This is a genomic window from Streptomyces sp. NPDC059850 (assembly GCF_042731515.1).
GTDB lineage: Bacteria > Actinomycetota > Actinomycetes > Streptomycetales > Streptomycetaceae > Streptomyces.
The window spans coordinates 18126-39659 of sequence record NZ_JBHWJI010000027.1; the positions used below are offsets into that span (position 1 = coordinate 18126).

Genomic DNA, 21534 nt, shown 5'->3' on the forward strand with positions numbered 1-21534 from the left:
CGCGTCATGCCCCGTGTAACGGTAGATCTGCCCCGACGAGTTCACACCCCACACCTGCGTCCTGGAACCCACCGAGATCCGACTCAGACCACCCGAGACACTGACCCAGCTGGTCGAACCCTGATCCCCCGTGTACCGGAAGATGCCACCAGCAGCGTTGACGTGCCACACCGTCCCATCAGCCGCAACACCGATATCAACCGCACTCCCCGGGATACCGATCCACGGATTCGCGTCATGCCCCGTGTAACGGTAGATCTGCCCCGACGAGTTCACACCCCACACCTGCGTCCTGGAACCCACCGAGATCCGACTCAGACCACCCGCGACGCTGACCCAGTCAGTCGAACCCTGATCCCCGGTGTACCGGTAGATAGCACCGGCAGAGTTGACATGCCACACCGTGCCATCAGCAGCCACACCGATGTCGACCGCGCTGCCCGGGATACCGATCCACGGATTCGCGTCATGCCCCGTGTAACGGTAGATCTGCCCTGACGAGTTCACACCCCACACGTGCGTCCTGGAACCCACCGAGATCGTCGTGAGTCCCCCGGAGATGTTCTTCCAGTCAGCCATGCCTATGCCCCTTTGCCTCGGACGCTGTCCTCAGGTACTTGGCAAGCGGCAGGAACATCCAAACAGTCCCATTTTGGGATTGGATGCTTTAATTATCCGAAAACAGACGTTTACTTTGATCGCCCCTTGAAGGCCGGGGGCTCGGCCGCCTTCGGGGCTCCCTTCGAGGCTGGAAAAGCCATAACCCACACGAAGGGCCAACGACGCCCCAGGTTGACGCCCCCACGAACGCGCACCGAACTGGGCGCACGGCCAGCGCAAAAGGCCCCTTCCATCTCTGGAAGGGGCCTCTACGCTGCTGCGCGCTCGGCAGGATTCGAACCTGCAACCTCTTGATCCGTAGTCAAGTGCTCTATCCGTTAAGCTACGAGCGCTTGGCTTCCCGGCGGTTTTTCTTGCCGGTCGGCGTTGCGGGAACAACATTACATGACCTGCGCCGTCACGCGAAATCCGTTTGCCACACCCACCCTGACCTGCGGAAATACCTGTTTTGAGGCCTGCGAGGCCCGTCCGGGCAGGCGGGGCCGCGGCTGGGAGAACGGCCGCGCGGGACGACTGGGGGCGCTTGGGCGGGGCGACGCTGCGGAGAGGGGCCGTCACTCGGGAGGGGCACGCAACACAAGAGCCCCGGTCGTGATCGACCGGGGCTCTCGATAAGCGGAGGCTGAGGGATTTGAACCCTCGATGGGCTTTAGGGCCCAAACCGCATTAGCAGTGCGGCGCCATAGACCAGACTAGGCGAAGCCTCCAGCACGCCGTGGCGCGCTCGCGTGAGCGCGATGTGGCGTGTGCAGATGATGTCACAGCCCAGCGGGATGTCACCAATCGCGGCCTACGGTACTCGGCGGGCGGGCAGGACCGCAAAGCTCTTAGGGGGCGCGATGCCCGGATGGCGGCGCAACGCGCACGGCGGAGGCGCGTTAGCAGGGGCAGGGGCAGCGCGCCCCGGTCTGATCACACCAGGAGTACTCACATGCCCCTGCTGCATCGCCTCGCCGTCACCACCGCCGCCGCTGTCGCCGCCACCGTGGCCGCGCTGAGCCCCGCGGCGGCCACGCCGCTGCCGCTGCCCGTGTCGTACGACGGGGAGAGTTCCGACCGTCTCGTCATCAGGGTGAGCGAGACGGGCCAGCATCTCGACACCGTGCGGTACGTACTGGCGTGCCACCCCACCGGCGGTACCCACCCCCGGGCCCGGGCCGCCTGCCGTCAGCTGGAGGCGCAGACCAAGTGGGGCCGGGATCCGTTCGCGCCGGTGCCGCCCGGGGCGATGTGCACGGGTCAGTACGGCGGGGAGGCCACGGCGACGGTGCGGGGGCGGTGGGCGGGGCGCCCCGTCAACGCTCGCTTCACGCGAACGAATGGGTGCGAAATCTCCAGGTGGAACCGTTTCTCGATCGTTTTGCGTCTGCCTGGGAGCTGACCTGGGGATTGAGCCGGGAGTGTGCGGCGGCGGGGCCCGGGAAGTTTGTCCGGGCGTGCGCCGAGACGTGCACGTCGTGCTGCGACCTCCCTCTCATCTACCGCCGCGCCCGCCCTTGGTGCCCGTAGACTCCCCTGAGACACTCCACGGACGGGCGGCACAATGACCGCGGGTGTCAGCAAGGTGCGGTAAGTCAGGGAGGAAGCGTCGTCGTGAGCAGCAGGCCATCCCGAGGCGCTGCTCGCCTCGCAGCGATACTCGACGCCCTTCCCGACGCTCTGCTGTTGGTCAACTGCAACGGCACGATCGTCAACGCCAACCACATCGCGCTGGAGTCCTTCGAGACGCCGGGCACCGCACTCGTGGGCCGTGGTCTGCTCGATCTTCTCCCCTCCTTCGATCCCAATCGGATCCCCGGGTCGATGCGCAGGCCCGGGGACGCGGAACGGATCACCAGCACCAAGCCGACCCGGATGATCGCGCGGCGCACCGACGGGGCCCAGTTCCCCGTAGAGGTGACCAGCGCGAACGTCGAGGACAGCCGGACCCCGTACGCGGACCCGTACGCCGATCAGTACAGCTACACCGGCGACGAGCTGCTGATGCTCATCGTGCGGGACCTGACCGGGACGCTCGACACCGAGGCCGAACTCGCCCGCCAGCAGCGCCAGACCGAGATGATTCTGCGCGCGGCGGCGGAGGGCGTGGTCGGCGTGGACACCGAGGGCAAGGTGGTCCTCGTCAACCCGTCCGCGGCGCAGATCCTCGGCTTCCGGGCCAGTGACCTGGGCGGTCAGGAACTTCACTCTCTTGTACACCACTCGCGCCCCGATGGTTCCCCTTTCCCGTACGAGGAGTCCCCGCTCGCCGACACCCTGCGCTCCGGCCGCAAGCACCGGGTGCGCGGCCAGGTGCTGTGGGCCAAGGACGGGAGCGCGGTACCGGTCGACCTGACGACCGCGCCCGTACGGGACGGCGAGCAACTCGTCGGCGCCGTCATGACCTTCACCGACCGGCGCGCCGAGGAAGCGCTCGTCTCGACGCACGCCGAGGAGGTGGAGAGCCTCACGGCGCAGCACAGCAAGGAGCTGGAGGAGCTTCGCGACGAGCGCGCCAAGGAGCTGGAAGAGCTTCGCGACGAGCACGCCAAGGCGCTGGAGGAGCTGCAGGCGCAGCTCGACCGGGAGCGGCAGACGTACGCGGAGCGGCTGGACGCCCTCACCGCCCGCAACAGCCAGCTGCTGGCGGTGCTCGACCAGTCGCTGCGCGGTCCGCTCCAGGAGCTGCGCGGCGAACTCGGCGTCCTGGCCGACGACCCGGCCGGGCAGCTGTGGCCCGAGGCCAACCAGATCCTGCACCACCTTGCCGCCGGGTACACCCGGATGACCACGCTCGTCGACAACGTCCTGAGCTATCAGCGGCTCGACGCGGACGGCGAGGAGCTGGCCCGGCGCGCGGTCTCCATGGACGAGGTCGTGGCCGCCGGTGTGGAGGGCGCGGTCGAGCTGATCGGCCCGGGGCGCGCGCAGTTCGCCGTGCACGCCCCGCCGATCGAGGCCGAAGTAGACCCGCAGCGGGTGGCCCAGGCGCTCGCCCATCTGATCGCGGACGTGGCCGGGGTCGACTCGACCGGCAAGGCGGCCTCGGGCGGAGGCGGCGCGTCCGGGGACTCGACGATCGTGGTCGCGGCGGCACAGCGTGGCAACGTCGTACGGTTCGAGGTCCGCGGGCCGTACGCGGGCGGCGACCCGGTGCACGAGCCGATCGTGCGCGGGATCGTGCGCCGGCACGGTGGTGTGCTGCAGACACATGAGATGCCGGGCATGGGCGGGCACGCCTACGTCCTGGAGGTGCCGATCTCGGCGGCGGCCGCCGACCAGGAGCGGGCGAAGGCCGACGCCCAGGCGGCGTCCGGAGGCGCCGAGGGTACGCAGGGGCAGGGCACTTCGGGCGGCGGAACCGGCGCGGCCGCGGACACCGCGGGCGGCGACGGCGCGGACGGCGATCCGCAGGGCGGCTCTGGGGCGGGCACGAGCGGCGCGCAGAACCGTTCCGTACCCGCCGCGCTCCCCGCGGAGGCCGGTACCGATCCCCGGCAGCAGAACCAGCAGGGCGGGCAGCAGCCGGGCGAGCAGGACCAGCCGCGGCCGACCGGACGGCGCCGGGCGCGCCCGCGCGCCGACGAGGAGGCCCCGGCGGCAGCGAACGACGGTACGGACGGCCAGGGCGCCGGTGCCGGTGCCGGTGCCGGTCCGCAGGCGGTCGGCGCCGCCGCGATGGGCGTCGTACCGCCGCAGGGCATCGCCCAGCCGCAGCACCCGGCCGCGGGCGGTCGTCGGCGCGGCTCCCCGGCTCAGGAGGCCGCCGGTCCGTATCCGGCCCAGCAGGGTGGCCAGGGCGGCGGCCGCTCCCCGTTCGCCCTGCCTCCGGCGGCGGCCGACGCGAACGGCCCCGACACGAACGGCCCCGACGCGGCCGGTGCGGGCGAGTCCGCCGTGCCCGCGCTCCCCGCCGCCCGCACCCCGGACCAGCAGCAGCCCGCGTGGGGCGACCCTTCCCAGGACTCCGCCGAGGGCGAGGGGGCGGTCCCCAGCGGCCGCCGCCGTGCCCGGCGGCCCCTGACCGAGACGCCGAACCGGGCGGTGCCCGAGCACGGCGCTCAGCCTCAGCCGCAACACCAGACGCAGCCCCACCCTCAGGCACAGCCGCAGCCCCAGGCACAGGCGGCGGGGGAACCCGGCGCGGCACGCTCTCCGTTCGCGCTGCCGCCCGCGGCGGCCGACCGGCCGTCGCAGCCCGGCGCGCTGCCGCCCGAGCTGGGCCCGGCCGGGCCCGCCGGGCTCGTCCCCGCGCAGCACGGCCCCCGGGACGCGCGCGTCGGCGCCCCGCAGGCGCAGGGCCAGCCGCAGGGCGGTGGCCTGGCCGTACAGCCCGTGCCCCCGGGCGGGACCGCGCCCCGCAACGGAGGCTGGCCGTCCGGTCCCGGCCAGGCCCCGCAGCAGGCACCGGCCCAGCAGGGCCAGAACCAGAACCAGGGGCAGGGCGGGCCGCAGACCCCGCGTCCGGGCACGGCCGGGCCGGGTGCCGGACCAGGTGCCGGGCAGGGTGCCGCGCCGGGCTCCGGTGCGGGCGGCGGGTCCGCCATGCCCGCGCTCCCCGCCGCCCGCACCCCCGAACAGCAGCAGCCCGCCTGGGGTGAGGCCGCGCAGGACTCCATGGGCGGCCAGCAGGCGGCTCAGCACTCCGGCCGCCGCCGCGCCCGGCGCCCCCTCTCCGAGGAGCAGCCGGAGCCCGCGCCCGGAGCGCCCGCGGCGCAGCAGCTGCCTCCCGAGGCGCCGCGCGCGCCCCAGAGCACGCCCCAGAACGCACGCCCGAACGCCCCCCAGGCACCCCAGGCCCCTCAGCCCCCTCAGGGCGCGCCCCAAAGCGCCCCCCAAGGCCGCCCGCAGGGCGCTCCGCAGGGCGCGGAGACCACCCAGGGGCGCGCGTTCAGCGTGCGCACGCTGGGCCAAGGGGTGCCGTTCGCACAGCAGGTCAGCGAGCACCAGCGCACTCCCCAGCCGCAACAGCCGCAGCAGCCCCAGACGCCCTCCGGCGGTACGGCCACCGCGGGGTCGGGCAGGCGGCGCAAGCTGGCCGCCCGCCCCGATATGGCCGACCAGAACAGCTCGGCCGACCTGGAACCCACCGGCAGCCGCGCCCACCCCCAGTCCCCGGCGCAGGCCCCCGGCCAGGCCGGGCCCCCGCCCGGAGCCCAGCCGCGCAACCAGCCCGGCCCGGGACCGCAGCCGCCCCGCCCGGCCTCGCCGCACAGTTCGGGGCGCGCGTTCGCGATCGGCGCGCCGGACGAGGGAGCGGAAGGGCCGGAGCCGCTGGACGGGCCCAACGGCGCCATAGAGATCGTCGACGACCGCACCCCGCCGCCCGACGACGAACTGCCCCCGGAGCCGCTGGACAACCCGCGCCGACTCCTGGTGTGGCCCGCGCCGGACATGTCCACGCAGCAGGCGCTGAGCGACCGCGGCTACCGCCCGGTGATCGTGAACTCCCGTGAGGAGGTGGACGCGCAGATCGCCGCGTATCCGGCGGCGCTGTTCGTCGACCCCCTGACCGGGCCGATCACCCGGACCGCGCTGCAGTCGCTGCGGACGGCGGCGGTCGCCGCCGAGGTGCCGGTGCTGGTGACGGCGGGGCTCGGCCAGGCGACGCGGGAGGCGGCGTACGGGGCCGACCCGGCCGTCCTGCTCAAGGCGCTCGCCCCGCGCGACAGCGAACAGCATCCGCCGCGCGTCCTGCTGATCGAGGAGCACGAGCCGATCGCGGCGGCGCTGACGGGAGCCCTGGAGCGGCGCGGCATGCAGGTCGCCCGGGCCGCGACGGACGCGGACGCGGTGGCGCTCGCGGGGCGTATGCGGCCGAACCTGGTGGTGATGGACCTGATGCAGGTACGCCGCCGCCGGGCCGGGATCGTCGACTGGCTGCGCGGCAACGGGCTGCTCAACCGCACCCCGCTGGTCGTCTACACCTCCGCGGACATCGACCCGGCGAACCTGTCGCGGCTCAGTTCGGGCGAGACGGTGCTGTTCCTCGCGGAGCGCTCGACGAGCGCGGAGGTGCAGGCCCGGATCGTCGACCTGCTGGCGAAGATCGGCACCAACTGAGGCACCGGCGGAGGTCGGGCACCGGCTGAGGGGGATGCCCCCAGCCGGGCGGCCTCGGTCGTACGGGTTCAGTCGGGCGGTTTCAGTCGGGCGGCCTCAGTCGGGCGGCCTCAGTCGAGGGTGGTCACTTCCAGCTCCCCGTCCGCGTACCGCTTCCGGATGACCTTCTTGTCGAACTTCCCCACGCTCGTCTTCGGCACCTCCGGGATCAGGGCCCAGCGCTCCGGCAGCTGCCAGCGCGCGACCCGCCCGGCGAGGAACTCCCGCAGCCCCGCGTAGTCCACGGTGGCGCCCTCCTTCAGCACCACCGTGGCGAGCGGGCGCTCGTCCCACTTCTCGTCGGGCACCGCCACCACCGCCGCCTCGGCGACCTCCGGATGGCCCATCAGATGGTTCTCCAGCTCGACCGACGAGATCCATTCGCCGCCCGACTTGATGACGTCCTTCGCCCGGTCGGTCAGGGTCAGATAGCCGTCCGGGGAGACCGTGCCGACGTCGCCGGTCTTCAGCCAGCCGTCCTCGGTGAACTTGTCCTCCGGCCGCATGGGCTCGCCCGCCGCCCCTCCGTAGTACGCGGCCGCGATCCACGGACCGCGTACCTCCAGTTCGCCGACCGCCTCCCCGTCCGCGGGCACGACCTCGCCCCCGGGCGCCATCAGCCGGTACTCCACGGAGGCCGGGAACCGGCCCTGCGTCACCCGGTACGGCCATTCCTCCTCGGCCGTAAGACCGGCGGGCGGATGGGCCATGGATCCGAGCGGCGACAGCTCCGTCATGCCCCACGCGTGTACGACGCGGATGCCGTGCCGCTCCTCGAACGCCTTCATCAGGGACGGTGGGCAGGCCGACCCGCCGATGTAGACATGGGTGAGGCTGGACACGTCCCGTGGCGTGGCGGTGAGTTCGGCGAGCAGCCCCTGCCAGATGGTGGGGACGGCGGCGGCGAGGGTGGGCCGGGCGGTCTCGACCATGTCGGCGAGCGGGGCGGGCTGCAGGAAGCGGTCGGGCATCACCATCGACGCGCCCGCCATGAAGGCGGCGTGCGGGGTGCCCCACGCGTTCGCGTGAAACATCGGCACCACGGGCAGCAGGGTGTCCTTCGCGGACATGCCGAACGCCTCGGCACTGTTGGCCTGCATCGAGTGCAGGTAGATGGAGCGATGGCTATAGGCCACGCCCTTGGGGTCGCCGGTGGTACCGGAGGTGTAGCACAGGGCCGCGGCCTGCCGCTCGTCGGTCACCGGCCAGGGGTGACGCTCGGGACGGCCCTCGATCAGTTCCTCGTAGTCGTGGACGCGGGCCCGGCACCCGTCCAGCACGGAACGGTCGCCCGGCCCGGAGACGACGACGTGCTCCACGGACCCCAGCTCGGGCAGCAGCGGGGCCAGGAGCGGCAGCAGCGAACCGTTCACCACGATCACGCGGTCGGCGGCGTGGTTGATGATCCAGGTCAGCTGGCCGGTGGGCATCCGGAGATTGAGGGTGTGCAGTACGGCGCCCATGGAGGGGACCGCGAGATAGGCCTCCAGATGCTCGCAGTTGTTCCACATGAGCGTGCCGACAGGCTGCCCCTGTTCGACGCCCAGCTCGTCGCGCAGCGCGTTCGCCAGCCGGGTGGCCCGCAGGCCCACTTCGTGGAAGGTACGGCGCTGCGGCTCACCGCCACCGGTCCAGGTGAGCACCTGAGCCGTGCCGTGGGCCAGCGCTCCATGCTCGAGGATGCGGGTCACGGTCAGCGGTACGTCCTGCATCGTGCTGAGCACCGTGGCCTCCAGGAATTTACGGTTACGCGCGGGTAGTCCGCCGATTGTGCAAGCGACCGGCCGGTATGTCACTACCCCGCTCGCCCCTGGAGTCCCACCGTAGATCGTCAGGCCACGCGGACCAGTTCCGGGTCTTCGCGGAGTTTGACGAGGGCGCGCGAGACGGCGCTCTTGACCGTGCCGATGGACACCCCGAGCACCTCCGCCGTCTGGGCCTCGCTCAGGTCCTCGTAATACCTGAGGACGACCATGGCCCGCTGGCGGTCCGGCAGCCGCATCACCGCGCGCCACATCATGTCGCGCAGGACCTGCTGCTCGGCGGGGTCGGGGGCGGGGACCGGGTCCGGCTCGGGCAGCTCCTCGCAGACGAACTCGTCGACCTTGCGCTTGCGCCACTGGGAGGTCCGCGTGTTGACCAGCGCCCGGCGCACATAGCCGTCCAGCGCCTTGTGGTCCTCGATCCGCTCCCACGCGACGTATGTCTTGGTCAGCGCGGTCTGCAGCAGATCCTCGGCGTCACAGGCGTTGGGCGTCAGCGAGCGGGCGGTGCGCAGCAGCATCGGCCCCCGTGCCCGTACGTACGAGGTGAACGACGGGAACGCGGCGGCGGAAGCCCCTGAGCACACGGTCGTGGTCATGCCCCAACGCTAGGGAGTGAGCGCCTCACCGCGGATCGGCCACAAGTGCCGAAGCCGAATCAACCTGAGGTTGTAGGGGTAGGGCTGACAACACCTCCTGGGGATGGATAGGGCGGTACTTCCGTCAGGGTTGTGCCGTAGAGGGTCCTCCCAGCGGCCGACGGCTCAGCGGACGACTCAGCTGACGGATCAGCCGATGCTTCAGCTGATGATCGCGACCGGTGCGTCCACCTTGTTGCGGTCGATCTGGATCGTCCGGCCGCCGTGCTTCTCATGCACATTGCCCACGTACTGATGGATGCGGCGGTGCGGACTCCAGGCCTTCTTGGCCAGGACCGGCTCACCGGCCAGCGCCGTCTTCCCGTTCCAGCGCGCGAACCACATCACGGAGGGGAGATCACGGATCCCCGCCTTCCGGGACTTCTCCAGATGGCGCACCCCGGACTCGGCGCTGCTGTAGAAACCGGGAAAGAAGCCGTGCGAGCGCACCTCGCGGTTCCAGCCTCGGATGAAGGAGAGCGTGGTGGCCGCGCAGCTCGCCTTCCCCTGGTCGTAGGCCTCCATGTCCAGATAGAGCGCGCTGCGCTTCTTCATCGCCAGCTTCTTCGCGCGGGCCACCGCGTCCTTCCCCTCCTTGCGGCCCTGCGCCCAGGGTGTGCTGCCGATGGCGAACTTCCTCTTGTTCTTGTTGCGGACGCAGGGGGACTGGGACCCCACGAAGATGGGCAGCACATGCCACCCCATGCTCTTCACTCCGCGCATCCAGGAGACGGTGAGGTTGGGCTGGCTGGGGCAGGCCCGGCCACGGCCCGCGTAGTAGACGCCGACGGCGCGATAGGGGGAGGCCTTCCACGCGCGCAGGGCCGCGAGCGTGGGGGTGTGGCAGGTGTCGAAGCCCCGGCCCTGGAAGACCTTGGCGCCCAGGGGACGCGGGTCGGGGAGGGCTTCCGCCGAGGCGGAGGCGGGGCCGCTGATCGAGGTGGCCAGCACCGCGATCAGACTGGCAGCCCAGCCCATGAACATCCATCTGCTCTTCTTTCCTCGGTTCATATGAGGAGTCAATGTGGACACCGGAGGGCCGGTGCCGCAGACACGCGCGTGGTTCAGCCGTCTGCGCCGAGGAGGAGCCCGGATGTCGGTACCCCGGTGCCCGCGGTGACCAGTGCGCGGGCGGCATGCGGCACCTGGTTGACGGCCGTGCCGCGTATCTGGCGGACGGCCTCCGCTATCCCGTTCATCCCGTGCAGATACGCCTCGCCGAGCTGTCCGCCGTGGGTGTTGAGCGGCAGTGCGCCCTCGGCGACGCATCCGGCCGCCTCGCCGCGCTTGCAGAAGCCGAACTCCTCCAGTTGCATCAGCACGAACGGCGTGAAGTGGTCATAGAGGATGGCCACATCGATGTCGGCGGGACTTAGCCCGCTGCCACTCCACAGCTGCCGCGCGACCACACCCATCTCCGGCAGCCCTGAGAGATCGTCGCGGTAGAAGCTCGTCATCTGCTCCTGCGCCCGGCCCGCGCCCTGCGCCGCCGCCGTGATCACGACGGGCGGCCGCGGGAGGTCGCGGGCCCGCTCGACGCTGGTGACCACGATCGCCTGGCCGCCGTCCGTCTCCTGACAGCAGTCGAGCAGCCGCAGCGGCTCCACGATCCAGCGGGAGGCGGCGTGATCGGCCAGGGTGATCGGCTTGCCATGGAAATACGCGGCCGGGTTGGTGGCGGCATGGCGCCGGTCGACGACGGCCACTTGGCCGAAGGCCTCGGGCGTCAGACCGTAGGTGTGCAGATAGCGCTGCGCGGCCATGGCGACCCAGGACGCGGGGGTCAGCAGACCGAAGGGCAGCGACCAGCCGAGCGCCGCCCCCTCGGCCGATGGCTCGCGGTGCTGCACCCCGGAACCGAAGCGGCGCCCGGAGCGCTCATTGAACGCGCGGTAGCAGACGACGACCTCGGCGACACCGGTGGCGACGGCGAGCGCGGCCTGCTGCACAGTGGCGCAGGCGGCGCCTCCGCCGTAGTGCACCCGGGAGAAGAACGTCAGCTCACCGATGCCGCATGCCTGGGCCACAGTGATCTCGGGGCTGGTGTCCATGGTGAAGGTGACCAGCCCGTCGACCTCGGCCGGGGCGATCCCCGCATCGTCCAGCGCCGCCCGGACGGCCTCGGCCGCGAGCGTCAGCTCGCTGCGGCCGGAGTCCTTGGAGAACTCGGTGGCGCCGATGCCCACGACGGCCGCCCGCCCCCCGAGCCGGTCCGGTCGATGGGCGCTCATCGGACCGCTCCGGCCGGGGATTCGGCGGAATCAGCAGGAAGTTCCACCGTGACCGTGCCGGTCACATGGCGGCCGATGGCGTTCTGCCCGGTCACCGCGACCTCCACCGTGGCGTCCGCGACCGAGGTGACCTCTCCGGTCAGCACCATCTCGTCTCCGGGGTAGTTGGGGGCGCCGAGCCGGATGGCGACCCTCCGGAGTCGGGCCCGCGGCCCGAAGTGATCGGTGATGTAGCGCCCGACCAGGCCATTGGTGGTCAGGATGTTCATGAAGATGTCCGGAGAGCCCTTCTCCCTGGCCGCCTCGGCATCGTGGTGCACATCCTGGTAGTCGCGGGAGGCGAGGGCGCCGGAGACGACGAGCGTCCGGGTGATCGGGATGCGCAGCGGCGGCAGCGCCTCGCCCGCGCGGGCCGTGACCGTGACCGTAACTGTCATACGGACGTCTCCTCCATGAGCAGGGTGCCCAGCGCGGCCAGCAGGGCGGGGGCCGGGCCCAGATACGCGTCCAGTTGCCGCCCCCACAGGAAGTGCCGGTGCACCGGATGCTCCACATCGGCGCCGATGCCGCCATGCAGATGCTGCCCCGCGTGGACGACCCGTCTGCCCGCCTCACAGGCCCACCAGGCGGTGGTGAGCGCATGGGTGGCCGCGGGCAGCTGCCGGTCATAGCGCCAGGCCGCCTCGTAGGCGGTCACCCGGATCGCCTCGGTGTCCATATGGGCGTCCGCCGCGCGCAGCAGCACACCCTGCTGGGCGGAGAGCGGGCGCCCGAACTGCTCGCGGACGGAGGTGTGATGGACCACCCGCGCGACCGATCCCTGGCAGACGCCCGCCTGCAATCCGGCGAAGGCGGTACGGGCCCTGCCAAGCACATCGGCCCAGACGACACCGCCGTCGCCGAGCGGCTCAGCGGGCGCGTCCTGGAGCGTGAGCCGCCCCGCCGCCCAGGGTGCGGTGGTCTCGACGGACTCGGTCCGGATGGGCACGCCTGAGCTATGCGCACCAGAGGCAAGCGGGGCAGCGGTGGATGGGGCCGAGGCGGCCGGGGCGGAAACCGGCGGGGTCTCGATCAGGAAGCAGCGTGTGCGCCCCTCCTCCGTGCGCGCCGGGACCAGCACATGGGTCGCGGCCCGCAGCCAGGGGACCACCGGAAACGTGCCGGTCAGCACCCACCCCGCGGTGGTCCGGCGGGCCGAGGCTGCCGGAGAGGAGCCGGGCCGGTCCGCGGCCGTCGCCACCGCCGTACCGTCCCGCAGGGCGGGCAGCAGCCGCGCGCGCTGCTCTGCCGTGCCGTGGACGGCCACCGGCAGCAGCCCGTACGCGCAGCTGGCCGCAAGCGGCACCTGGGCGGTCACCCGGCCCTGCTCCTCCAGCAGCAGCACCAGGCCGACCAAACCGATCTCCTCCACAGCGGCGGGCAGCCCCGCCGAGCAGAGCGTCTTCCACAACTCGCCGTCGACACCGGTCCCGAGGGCCGACAGCCGCTCATGGGTGGACAGATCCCCGAAGATCTCCGCCGCCAGGTCCCGGGCGGCCTGCTGCTCGGCGGTGGGCGTGAAGTCCATCAGGCCACCGCCCCTCGGAAAACGGGCAGCTCCAGCTCGTCATCGGCCCGCAGGAACTCCAGCTCGACCGGCATCCCGATGCGCACCTCCTCGTACGGCACCCCCGTGATGTTGCTGACGATGCGGACCCCCTCGGCCAGCTCGATCAGGCCCACGGCATACGGCGGATCGAAGGCGGGGAAGGGCGGATGGTGCATGACCACATAGCTGAACACCGTGCCCGCGCCGGAGGCCGCGACCGTGTCCCACTCCGGTGAACCGCAGCCGCCGCATCCGGGCAGCCAGGGGAAGCGGAGGGTGCCGCAGCCGGTGCAGCGCTGGATGAGCAACTGGTGGGCGGCGACACCCTCCCAGAACCCCGCGTTGTCCCGGTTGATGACGGGACGCGGGCGCTTCGCCTTCGGCTGCTGCTGCGGTGTCTGCCCCGGGGTCGGCTTCTGGTCCGGCTTCGGCGTCTGGTCCGGTGTCTGCCGCAGCTTCGGCTGCTGCTGCGTCGGCGCGTACTTGAGGATGCGGAAGCGATGCGTCCCAGCCAGTTCATCGCCCGCCCGGATGTCCATCCGGGTGGTGACGAAGTGGCCCGTGCCCAGCTTGGTGGTCTTGCGCGGCGACACCGACTCGATCACCGCGTCGAAGGTGATCCGGTCTCCCGGACACAGCGGCCGCAGATACTCCTGCTCGCAGTCCGTCGCGACGACCGAGGTGCAGCCCGCCTCGTCGAGCAGCGCCAGTAGCTCCTCATACGCCTCCGACCTGGCCGAGCCGCCGGGGTGCCCGCCGAGCCCGCCCATCGTCCATGCCTGGAGCATCGTCGGCGGTGCGATGCCCGGATAGGCGGGGTTGGTGTCGCCCATCGCCTCGCACCAGTGCCTGATCATGGGCTCGTTGACGGGGTCCCTGCCCTCGCCGCCGCGCGCCGCCACTCGGCCCTCGTAGCCCCGCAGCCTCTCGTACAGCTCATGCGTCTCAGCGGTCATCGCCGCACCCGCCGCATGCCGAGCCGCATCGTCGCCACGATTTCCCTCTGCACCTCACTCGCCCCGCCCCCAAAGGTGTTGATCTGCGCGGCCCTGTTCATCCGCTCCAGCTCGCCGTCCCCGAACGCTCCCGGCGACCCCGACCGGATCAGCCCCGCCTCTCCCGCGATTTCCTGACATAGGCAATACACCGCCACCGCGCTTTCGGTTCCCGCGAACTTGACGCCGCTCGCGTCACCCGGGCTCAGCGTCCCCGCCCCCACGTCCCCGACCAGCCGCCAGTTGAGCAGCCGGGTCGCCGCCAGCCGGGCGTGCGCCTCCGCCAGCCGGGCCCGTACCCACTCCTGGTCGGCGGGGCGGGCCCCGGTGTCCGGGTCGGGGGTGCGGGCGTGGGCGAGCACGGCCTCGTAGAAGTCCTCGGCCTGCATGCCGATGGCGGCGAGCGCGACCCGCTCGTGGTTGAGCTGAGTGGTGATCAGTCCCCAGCCGCCGTTCTCCTCGCCGACGAGATGGCTGGCCGGGACGCGGACCGCGTCGTAGTAGGTCGCCGTCGTGGTCAGGCCCGCGACCGTCTCGATCGGCGTCCAGGAGAAGCCGGGCGCGTCGGTCGGCACCAGGATGATCGAGATGCCCTTGTGCTTGGGGGCCTCCGGGTCGGTGCGGCAGGCGAGCCAGATCCAGTCGGCGTTCTGGGCGTTGCTGGTGAAGGTCTTGGCGCCGTCGATACGCCACGACTCGGCGTCCGCCCCGCCGGGCCCGGCACCGGACTTGGCCCCATGCTCCCCATCCTCCCCGCTTACCTCCCGCACGGCCTTCGTGCGCAGCGAGGCGAGGTCGGTCCCGGCCTCCGGTTCGGAGTAGCCGATGGCGAAGACGATCTCACCGCTGAGGATGCGCGGCAGGAAGAACCGCTTCTGCTCCTCGGTGCCGTACCGCATCAGCGTCGGACCGACCGTATTGAGCGTGACCATGGAGACCGGTGCGCCCGCCCGGTAGGCCTCGTCGAAGAACACGAACTGCTCGTCGGGGCCGCGCCCTTGGCCGCCGTACTCGACCGGCCAGCCGAGTCCGAGCAGCCCGTCGGCGCCGATCCGCCGCAACAGCTGTCGCTGACCCGCCGGGTCGCCCGGCAGCGCCGCACGGACCTCAGGAGTGATCAGCTCGCGGAAGTAGGCGCGGAGTCGCTCGCGCAGTTGCCGCTGGCGGGGCGTGGGGGCGAGGTGCATGGGCAGCGGGCTCCCCTGGGCTTGACGGCGTCGCACGGCCGCACGTACGACCGCACGGAAAGCTTTCTGACTATCCGTCAGATAATTTGACACTGTCAAGCACGCCGTCGAGCAGGCCACCGAACACGACCGCGCGGCGGCACCGAAGCGCCGCCGCGCGGTCGTAAACGACCTCACCCGTCCCGTTCACTCAATGAATCACCACTACTCACTCGTGCCGGTCATGCGCGAACACCTGCCGTGACGGAAAGTTGCCCACCCATCGGCAGACGAAGCGCACCGAACGACGTATTACCACGCAAGAATGATGAAGTCCTTTCAAACCTTCGACGCGCCCTCGCGCCCCAGAACGCCCCGGTGCACCGCTCCCGGCTCTTCACCCCCTTCCCCTTATCGGACACCTGTACGAAAATGGAGGACATGGCGAACACTCCACTCGCCCATGCCCTTGCGGCCGCCGCCCATGGTTTCCGCGTCATCCCGCTGACCCGCGCGAAGCTGCCCGCCGTACGCTCCCCTCACCACCACGACCCCGTACCGCTGCCCTGCCGCGGCGCCTGCGGGCAGCCCGGCCACGGCGTCCACGACGCGTCCGCCGACCCGGCGGCGATCCGGGCGCTGTTCGCCGCCGCCCCCTGGGCCACTGGCTACGGCATCGCCTGCGGCTGCGCCCCGCACCACCTCATCGGCGTCGACCTCGACCTCAAGCACGAACCGCGCGTCGACGGTGCCGCCGCGCTCACACGGCTGGCCCTCCGGTACGCCTTCGCCCTCCCCCGTACCGTCACCGTGCTCACCCCCGGCGGCGGGCGCCATCTGTGGCTGTGCGGACCGCCCGGGCTCGCCGTCCCCAACTCCGCCGGACGGATCGCCCCCGGCATCGACATCCGCGGGGCGGGCGGCTACCTCGTCGGCCCCGGTTCGGCCACCTCACACGGCCGCTACCGCCTGGCGCCCGGCTCCCCCGCCTGGCGCCCCGCCCCCGTACCGCCCGCGCTCCTCAGCCTGCTGCGACCCCCGGACCGTACGCCGCCGGGTCGCATCCCCCCGGACACCGGCGGGGCGCCGGGGCGCGACGCCGCCCTCATACGGTTCGTCCGCGCATCCCAGGAGGGGCAGCGCAACGACCGGCTGTTCTGGGCCGCCTGCCGGGCGTACGAGACGGGCGCGGGGGACGCCCTGGCCCCGGCCCTCATCGACGCCGCGCTCCACACCGGCCTGACCCGGCGCGAAGCCGAGGCTACGGTCGCCTCCGCGGCCCGTAGCACCACCGGCCGCCACCTGCCGCCGGTCGCCTGACAACCGCGCGGGGCCCGAGATGACGTCGGGACTCCAAGAGGTCGGCACGCCGGGCGGACCGGGCCGGTCCACACGTGCTCGCCGCATGAACCAGCAGGTAGGCGTCCTGAGGGCGCATTAGTCGTCTGTTAGTAGAACACCAAGTCGATCTTCGAAGCTGGGTGTTGTCCGGGAGAGACACGAGAGAACAGAGCAACGGGAGAACGCCATGAACACCGCCACCAACCGCCTCCGCGGCCGCGCCGGCCGCCGCCTCGCCGCCACCCTCGTCGCCGCCGCGGCGCTGAGCCTGGGCGCCACGGCCTGCGGGCCCGAAGACGGCGCGTCGGACGCCTCCGGCTCCTCCAGCTCCCAGGAGTCGTCCGCGCCCCGGTCCACGGGCGGCTCCTCCTCGGACAACTCCGGCAACTCCGGCTCGGCCGCGGGCTCGCAGGGCCAGGAAGGCGGCAGCGCCGCCCCCGCTCCGCCCGACGGGGGCGGCGCCGCCAACGCGGGCAACCACCGCGCGATCGTCGGCACCCTGAAGTACCTCGCACCCGGCAAGCTGACCGTCACGCCTGAAGAGGGCGGCACGGAGCAGGCGTTCCTGATCTCCAACGCCACGAAGATCCTCGGCGCGGCCGCGATCTGCTCCGACGACAGCAACGGAGGCGCGTCCATCGGCGACGACGGCTACGGCACCGCGAAGTGCAGCGTGGAAGAGCTGGAGAAGTCCGCGAAGACCAACAGCGTGACCGTCCGCGTCACCATGAACACCAAGTCCGGCGCCGCCGAGACGGTCGAGGAGAAGTACCACCCGTAAGCCCCCGGCCAGTTGGCCACAGGTTGGCCGCACGCGCTGATCGCTGAGGAGCACTGGCGGCACTCACGCGAGCCGTGAGTGCCCGTCAAGCGACGGCCGCTAGCAATGGGTCGGAGGCGGTTGGCGTCTCCTCCGGATCGTGTCTGAGCAGGAGGCAACGATGCGTCGAATCGGGCTTGTGGCGGCGTCGGCGATGGGTGCGGTGGCCCTCGCCCTGTCGTCAGCGGGGTCGGCGGTGGCCGCCGAGGGAACCCTGACCGTCGGGCTGACCACGCACACCAACCCAAGTGGGTGTTACACGACCAACATCTGGCCAATGTTGGTCGCGAACAACACCAACCAGGTCGCCACCGTCTTCGCTCTTCCCAACTGCCAGGGGCAGCGGATCGGTCAGGTCAGGCCGAACGAGTCCAGGGCCTTCGAGTTCGGCACCAGCCTCTCCATCTCCTGACGCCTGGTGCGATCCTGGCCCACGCCTGGCCCACGATTCGGGCGGCGCAGGGTGAGGCAGCGGACATGCGGAAGGGGTGCCCCTCTACTCGGGGCACCCCTTCTGACCAGCTAGTTCGCTGGCCTCGGCGGAGGCTGAGGGATTTGAACCCTCGGTGACATCGCTGCCACGACGGTTTTCAAGACCGTTCCCTTAGGCCGCTCGGGCAAGCCTCCCCGCGCCACCTTTGGTGGCGCGGGGATCAGCCTAGCGTGTCAGCTGTCTCCCTTGCGCTGCCCCAGGGTGACGTCGACCGTGGACGTCTTGCCGTCGCGCTTGTAGGTGAGGGTGACCTTGTCGCCGGGCTTGTGGGTCCAGATCTCGCTGATCAGGGTCGGGCCGCTGTCGATCACGGTGTCGTCGAGCTTGGTGATCACGTCGCCGGACTTGAGGCCCGCCTTGGCGGCCGGGCCGCCGGGGACGACGGCGGGGCTGCCGCCGGTGGCGTTGGCGGCGATCTTGGCGCCCGAGGCGCTGTCCTTCATGCTGACCGTGGCCTCGATCACCGGGTAGACCGGCTGGCCGGTCTTGATCAGCTGCTGGGCGACGTTCTTCGCCGTGTTGATCGGGATGGCGAAGCCGAGGCCGATGCTGCCGGACTGCTGGGACTCGCCGAGGCCGCTGCCGCTGCCCGCGGACTGGATGGCGGAGTTGATCCCGATGACGCCGCCGTCCGCGTTGAGCAGCGGGCCGCCGGAGTTGCCGGGGTTGATGGAGGCGTCGGTCTGCAGGGCGCTCATGTAGGAGGCGTTGCCACCGCCGCCGTCGCTGGAGGCGACCGGTCGGTTCTTGGCGCTCACGATGCCGGTGGTGACGGTGCCGGACAGGCCGAAGGGGGCGCCGATGGCGACCGTGGCGTCGCCGACGACGACCCTGTCGGAGTCACCGAGCGGCAGCGGGTTGAGCTTGGCTCCGGAGGCGTTCTTGAGCTTGATGACGGCGACGTCGTAGCCCTGGGCCTTGCCCACGACCTCGGCGGTGTACCGCTTGCCGTCGGAGAAGGTGGCGGTGAGCTTGCCGTTGTCGGCGGCGGAGGCGACCACGTGGTTGTTGGTGAGGATGTGGCCCTGCTTGTCGTAGACGAAGCCGGTGCCGGTGCCGCCCTCGCCGTTGTTGCCCTGCGCCTCGATGGTGACGACGCTCGGCAGGGTCTTGCCCGCGATGTTGGATACGGAGCCGGGGGCGCGGCTTTCCGCCTTCGGGTTGCCGACGGCGGAGACGGTGGTGGTGTCGCCGCTGTCGTTCTCCCGGTCGGCCGCCCAGAAGCCGACGCCGCCGCCGATGCCGCCCGCGACCAGCACGGCGGCCAGGACGGCGGCCACGAGCCCGCGGGGCTTGCGCTCCGAGGTCCCGGGGGGACCGGGAGGCGGCGGTACGGGGGCGTTGCCCCACGGGCCGCCGGGGCCGCCCGGGCCGCCGCCCTCGGCGCCGTAGCCGGGGCCGCCCGGCTGGCCGCCGTCGGAGGGCCACGGTCCGGGGCCGGAGCCGGGGGCGCCGTAGCCGGGGGCACCGCCGGGGTCGCCCGCACCGGTCGACGCGAACGCCGCCGGGGGCTGGGCCGGGGCCGGGGGCTGGGCCGGAGGGGTGGGGGAGGACGGCGCCGGGCTGCCGCCCGCCGTCGCCGTCTGGCCCGGAGCGGTGTGGTGGCCCGGAGCGGTGTGGTGGTCCGGAGCGGTGTGGTGGTCCGGAGCGGTGTGGTGGTCCGAAGCCGGGGGGTTCGAAGCGGGCTGGTCCGGGGCCGTGGGGTCCGGGGCGGGCTGGTCCGGGGCCCGGCCTATCGGCGCGTCCGGTGCGGCCGCCTTCGCGCCCGCGGTGGGCTCGAAGTCCGGCGCGGGCGGCACCGCGGGGTTCGGGTGCGGCGCCGGAGGGGCCGGGTGCGGCCCGGCCGCAGGCGGTACGGCAGCGCCCTCGTTCTCGGTGCTCACAGCTGTCTCCTCAGGTGCACGACAGTTTTTCCATGACGGCCCACGCGTACGTATTACCGTTGTCAGCTTTTCCCACGGCGCGTCAGACCGCCGTAAGGAGGGGCGGCCGTGTGGACTACCACCCTTTATCCCGGACAATTCGCCCTACCGCCATTCCGGGCAACGACCGGAAGAGGAACCTTCCACCGATGGGCACCGGGCGGTGGCACCATAACGCGGTGACCTATGCGCGTTCTGACCGGGACATCCGCCCGGGTCCGCACACCGTGTCCGTCGTGGCCCACCGCGGGGCCTCCGAGGACGCACCGGAACACACCCTGTCCGCGTACCGCAGAGCGCTGGAGGACGGCGCCGACGCCCTGGAATGCGATGTCCGGCTGACCGCCGACGGCCACCTCGTCTGCGTCCACGACCGGCGCGTCGACCGCACCTCCAATGGCCGCGGCGCGGTCTCCGGGCTGGAGCTGGCCGATCTCGCGGCCCTCGACTTCGGGTCCTGGAAGGGGCAGGCCACCGACAAGGAGGCGCCGGACCGGGACAGCCGGGACAGTACGTCCGTCCTCACCCTCGAACGGCTGCTCGGCCTCATCGCCGACACCGGACGCCATGTCGAACTGGCCATCGAGACCAAGCACCCCACCCGGTGGGCGGGCCAGGTGGAGGACCGGCTGATCCAGCTGCTGCGCCGGTACGGGCTCGACGCGCCGCCGCCGGGCGAGCCGCCGCCCGTACGCGTCATGAGCTTCTCGGCGCGCTCGCTGCACCGGGTGCGGCTCGCGGCGCCCGCCATCCCCACCGTCTATCTGATGCAGTTCGTCCTGCCGCGTCACCGGGACGGACATCTCCCGCCCGGGGTGCGCATCGCGGGACCCAGCATCCGGATCGTGCGCAACCACCCCACCTATGTGGCGCGGCTGCGGCGCGCGGGGCACCGAGTGCACGTGTGGACCGTCGACGAACCGGCCGATGTCGAGCTGTGCGTGCGGCTGGGCGTCGACGCGCTGATCACGAATCGCCCCAAACAGGTACTGTCCCAACTCGGGCGCTCATAGTGGGCATTACAAGGCGTGCACCGGCGCGTTCGTTACGTATTCGATCGTGACGAGTGCGTCACACGATGCCACTTGGCCGGTTTCCGCTCCAGCCCGTCGGGGCATCCATCCCCTGGCGTGGGGCTAAGGAGGTCTCGGGGGTGGCGTTGGTGGTGGCACAGAAGGTGCCGACGTCGTCGACCATGGCCGTACCCCATGGTCCTGCGGGCGTCCGCGCGGCACGACACTGGATGCGCGGCGATTTGGGCAGGACTGGGGTATCGGATTCGGTCATAGACGACGCAGTGTTGATCCTTTCGGAACTGCTCAGCAATGCGTGGCGGCATGGCAGCCCATGGCGCTCCGGCCCTGGCGGCGAGACGGTTCGCGCGGCGTGGAGCGTCGACGAAGACGATCGGGTGAGGGTCGAAGTCACGGATGGCGGTGGCCCCACAAGGCCACTTCCGGCCAAACCTTCCGTTACGGCCCGCGGCGGCCGCGGGCTGAACATCATCAGGTCCCTGGCCGACGACTGGGGCGTACGGGACGGCACGGGCGAGGTCACCGTATGGGCCCTCCTCCCGACCGACACCGGCTTCTCCGGGCGGGTCGTCCTGCCGCCCGATCTCGGCCCCGATCTCGGCCCCGATCTCGGCCCCGACCTCGGCGCGGAACTGGCCCCAGGCCTTCGCGGTACGAGCGGCGGCGCGCCCGGCGGCGCGAAGAGCGCCCCGAAGAGCGGCGCAAGCGCCGGGCCGGGCCTCGTGGCGAATATCGACACGAACATCGATCCCGATTTCGACCGCGACCTGGGCTTCGCCGATCTGGACGAGCTGGCGTGAGCGGCGCGGCGCATCTGGCCGACGACGTTCGGCCGACGGGC

At 71.7% G+C, this 21534-nt stretch carries 17 protein-coding genes and 3 tRNA genes; 7 read left to right on the forward strand and 13 right to left on the reverse strand.

The genetic code is table 11. The features are described 5' to 3' along the window. The 3 genes from ACFV9T_RS22675 to ACFV9T_RS22685 all read right to left on the reverse strand — a co-directional run. A partial coding sequence (locus ACFV9T_RS22675) for a tectonin domain-containing protein (protein WP_385443159.1) occupies positions 1–579 on the reverse strand: 579 nt, incomplete at its 3' end. 301 nt (positions 580–880) lie between these two features. After that, positions 881–953, reverse strand: a tRNA-Arg gene (locus tag ACFV9T_RS22680). A 284-nt stretch (positions 954–1237) separates the two neighbouring features. Further along, positions 1238–1328: transfer RNA gene (locus ACFV9T_RS22685), tRNA-Ser, on the reverse strand. 224 nt (positions 1329–1552) lie between these two features. Here ACFV9T_RS22685 and ACFV9T_RS22690 point away from each other — a divergent pair. Continuing rightward, positions 1553–2002, forward strand: coding sequence for an SSI family serine proteinase inhibitor (locus ACFV9T_RS22690; RefSeq protein WP_385443161.1), 450 nt, complete (start codon positions 1553–1555; stop codon positions 2000–2002). A gap of 212 nt (positions 2003–2214) precedes the next feature. Continuing rightward, positions 2215–6663 carry a PAS domain-containing protein gene (locus tag ACFV9T_RS22695; protein ID WP_385443164.1) on the forward strand — a complete coding sequence of 1483 codons (4449 nt, stop codon included), beginning with the start codon at positions 2215–2217 and terminating at the stop codon, positions 6661–6663. 110 nt (positions 6664–6773) lie between these two features. On the opposite strand, the gene ACFV9T_RS22700 is transcribed toward ACFV9T_RS22695, so the two are convergent. The 8 genes from ACFV9T_RS22700 to ACFV9T_RS22735 form a co-directional block, all read right to left on the reverse strand. Continuing rightward, on the reverse strand, positions 6774–8426 hold the full coding sequence (locus tag ACFV9T_RS22700) for a long-chain fatty acid--CoA ligase (RefSeq protein WP_385443166.1): 1653 nt from the start codon (positions 8424–8426) through the stop codon (positions 6774–6776). 107 nt (positions 8427–8533) lie between these two features. Next, positions 8534–9064 carry a SigE family RNA polymerase sigma factor gene (locus ACFV9T_RS22705; RefSeq protein WP_385443167.1) on the reverse strand — a complete coding sequence of 177 codons (531 nt, stop codon included), beginning with the start codon at positions 9062–9064 and terminating at the stop codon, positions 8534–8536. Positions 9065–9265: 201 nt separating this feature from the next. Beyond that, a complete protein-coding gene (locus ACFV9T_RS22710) occupies positions 9266–10114 on the reverse strand; it encodes a DUF1906 domain-containing protein (protein ID WP_385443169.1) in 849 nt (282 codons plus the stop codon). 53 nt (positions 10115–10167) lie between these two features. After that, positions 10168–11334 (reverse strand): lipid-transfer protein, encoded by a 1167-nt coding sequence (locus ACFV9T_RS22715; RefSeq protein ID WP_385443171.1) that lies wholly within the window; start codon positions 11332–11334, stop codon positions 10168–10170. Next, positions 11331–11771 (reverse strand): MaoC family dehydratase, encoded by a 441-nt coding sequence (locus tag ACFV9T_RS22720; RefSeq protein ID WP_385443173.1) that lies wholly within the window; start codon positions 11769–11771, stop codon positions 11331–11333. The genes ACFV9T_RS22715 and ACFV9T_RS22720 overlap by 4 nt, the downstream gene beginning before the upstream one ends. Further along, on the reverse strand, positions 11768–12901 hold the full coding sequence (locus tag ACFV9T_RS22725; RefSeq protein WP_385443175.1) for an acyl-CoA dehydrogenase family protein: 1134 nt from the start codon (positions 12899–12901) through the stop codon (positions 11768–11770). The genes ACFV9T_RS22720 and ACFV9T_RS22725 overlap by 4 nt, the downstream gene beginning before the upstream one ends. Continuing rightward, entirely contained in the window at positions 12901–13878 is a 978-nt protein-coding gene (locus ACFV9T_RS22730; protein ID WP_385443176.1) for a bifunctional MaoC family dehydratase N-terminal/OB-fold nucleic acid binding domain-containing protein, read from the reverse strand. The genes ACFV9T_RS22725 and ACFV9T_RS22730 overlap by 1 nt, the downstream gene beginning before the upstream one ends. Further along, on the reverse strand, positions 13875–15104 hold the full coding sequence (locus ACFV9T_RS22735; RefSeq protein ID WP_385443178.1) for an acyl-CoA dehydrogenase family protein: 1230 nt from the start codon (positions 15102–15104) through the stop codon (positions 13875–13877). The genes ACFV9T_RS22730 and ACFV9T_RS22735 overlap by 4 nt, the downstream gene beginning before the upstream one ends. Before the next feature lie 420 nt (positions 15105–15524). Here ACFV9T_RS22735 and ACFV9T_RS22740 point away from each other — a divergent pair, with 420 nt between their 5' ends. From ACFV9T_RS22740 to ACFV9T_RS22750, 3 genes are all read left to right on the forward strand, one after another. After that, a complete protein-coding gene (locus tag ACFV9T_RS22740) occupies positions 15525–16403 on the forward strand; it encodes a bifunctional DNA primase/polymerase (protein WP_385443180.1) in 879 nt (292 codons plus the stop codon). Between the two features lie 208 nt (positions 16404–16611). Next, positions 16612–17205 carry a hypothetical protein gene (locus ACFV9T_RS22745; protein WP_385443182.1) on the forward strand — a complete coding sequence of 198 codons (594 nt, stop codon included), beginning with the start codon at positions 16612–16614 and terminating at the stop codon, positions 17203–17205. A 139-nt stretch (positions 17206–17344) separates the two neighbouring features. Next, the gene (locus ACFV9T_RS22750) at positions 17345–17656 is read left to right on the forward strand and encodes a hypothetical protein (RefSeq protein ID WP_385443185.1); all 312 of its coding nucleotides are present in this window, start codon (positions 17345–17347) and stop codon (positions 17654–17656) included. Between the two features lie 128 nt (positions 17657–17784). Here the strand turns inward: ACFV9T_RS22750 and ACFV9T_RS22755 are convergent. Together ACFV9T_RS22755 and ACFV9T_RS22760 are read right to left on the reverse strand one after the other, a co-directional pair. Further along, a tRNA-Ser gene (locus ACFV9T_RS22755) sits at positions 17785–17871 on the reverse strand. Positions 17872–17910: 39 nt separating this feature from the next. Then, a complete protein-coding gene (locus ACFV9T_RS22760) occupies positions 17911–19620 on the reverse strand; it encodes a S1C family serine protease (RefSeq protein ID WP_385443188.1) in 1710 nt (569 codons plus the stop codon). A 188-nt stretch (positions 19621–19808) separates the two neighbouring features. On the opposite strand from ACFV9T_RS22760, the gene ACFV9T_RS22765 reads away from it, so the two are divergent. Beyond that, positions 19809–20672 carry a glycerophosphodiester phosphodiesterase gene (locus ACFV9T_RS22765; protein WP_385443190.1) on the forward strand — a complete coding sequence of 288 codons (864 nt, stop codon included), beginning with the start codon at positions 19809–19811 and terminating at the stop codon, positions 20670–20672. Positions 20673–20812: 140 nt separating this feature from the next. Continuing rightward, complete coding sequence (locus ACFV9T_RS22770) at positions 20813–21493, forward strand: ATP-binding protein (RefSeq protein WP_385443192.1); 681 nt, start codon at positions 20813–20815, stop codon at positions 21491–21493. Positions 21494–21534 lie beyond the last annotated feature (41 nt).

Coding starts and splice junctions, on each gene's coding strand:
- ACFV9T_RS22765 (WP_385443190.1), top strand. CDS start 19,809: ATGGGCACCGGGCGGTGGCACCATAACGCGGTGACCTATGCGCGTTCT.
- ACFV9T_RS22745 (WP_385443182.1), top strand. CDS start 16,612: ATGAACACCGCCACCAACCGCCTCCGCGGCCGCGCCGGCCGCCGCCTC.
- ACFV9T_RS22725 (WP_385443175.1), bottom strand. CDS start 12,901: ATGGACTTCACGCCCACCGCCGAGCAGCAGGCCGCCCGGGACCTGGCG.
- ACFV9T_RS22690 (WP_385443161.1), top strand. CDS start 1,553: ATGCCCCTGCTGCATCGCCTCGCCGTCACCACCGCCGCCGCTGTCGCC.
- ACFV9T_RS22735 (WP_385443178.1), bottom strand. CDS start 15,104: ATGCACCTCGCCCCCACGCCCCGCCAGCGGCAACTGCGCGAGCGACTC.
- ACFV9T_RS22710 (WP_385443169.1), bottom strand. CDS start 10,114: ATGAACCGAGGAAAGAAGAGCAGATGGATGTTCATGGGCTGGGCTGCC.
- ACFV9T_RS22730 (WP_385443176.1), bottom strand. CDS start 13,878: ATGACCGCTGAGACGCATGAGCTGTACGAGAGGCTGCGGGGCTACGAG.
- ACFV9T_RS22715 (WP_385443171.1), bottom strand. CDS start 11,334: ATGAGCGCCCATCGACCGGACCGGCTCGGGGGGCGGGCGGCCGTCGTG.
- ACFV9T_RS22720 (WP_385443173.1), bottom strand. CDS start 11,771: ATGACAGTTACGGTCACGGTCACGGCCCGCGCGGGCGAGGCGCTGCCG.
- ACFV9T_RS22740 (WP_385443180.1), top strand. CDS start 15,525: ATGGCGAACACTCCACTCGCCCATGCCCTTGCGGCCGCCGCCCATGGT.
- ACFV9T_RS22705 (WP_385443167.1), bottom strand. CDS start 9,064: ATGACCACGACCGTGTGCTCAGGGGCTTCCGCCGCCGCGTTCCCGTCG.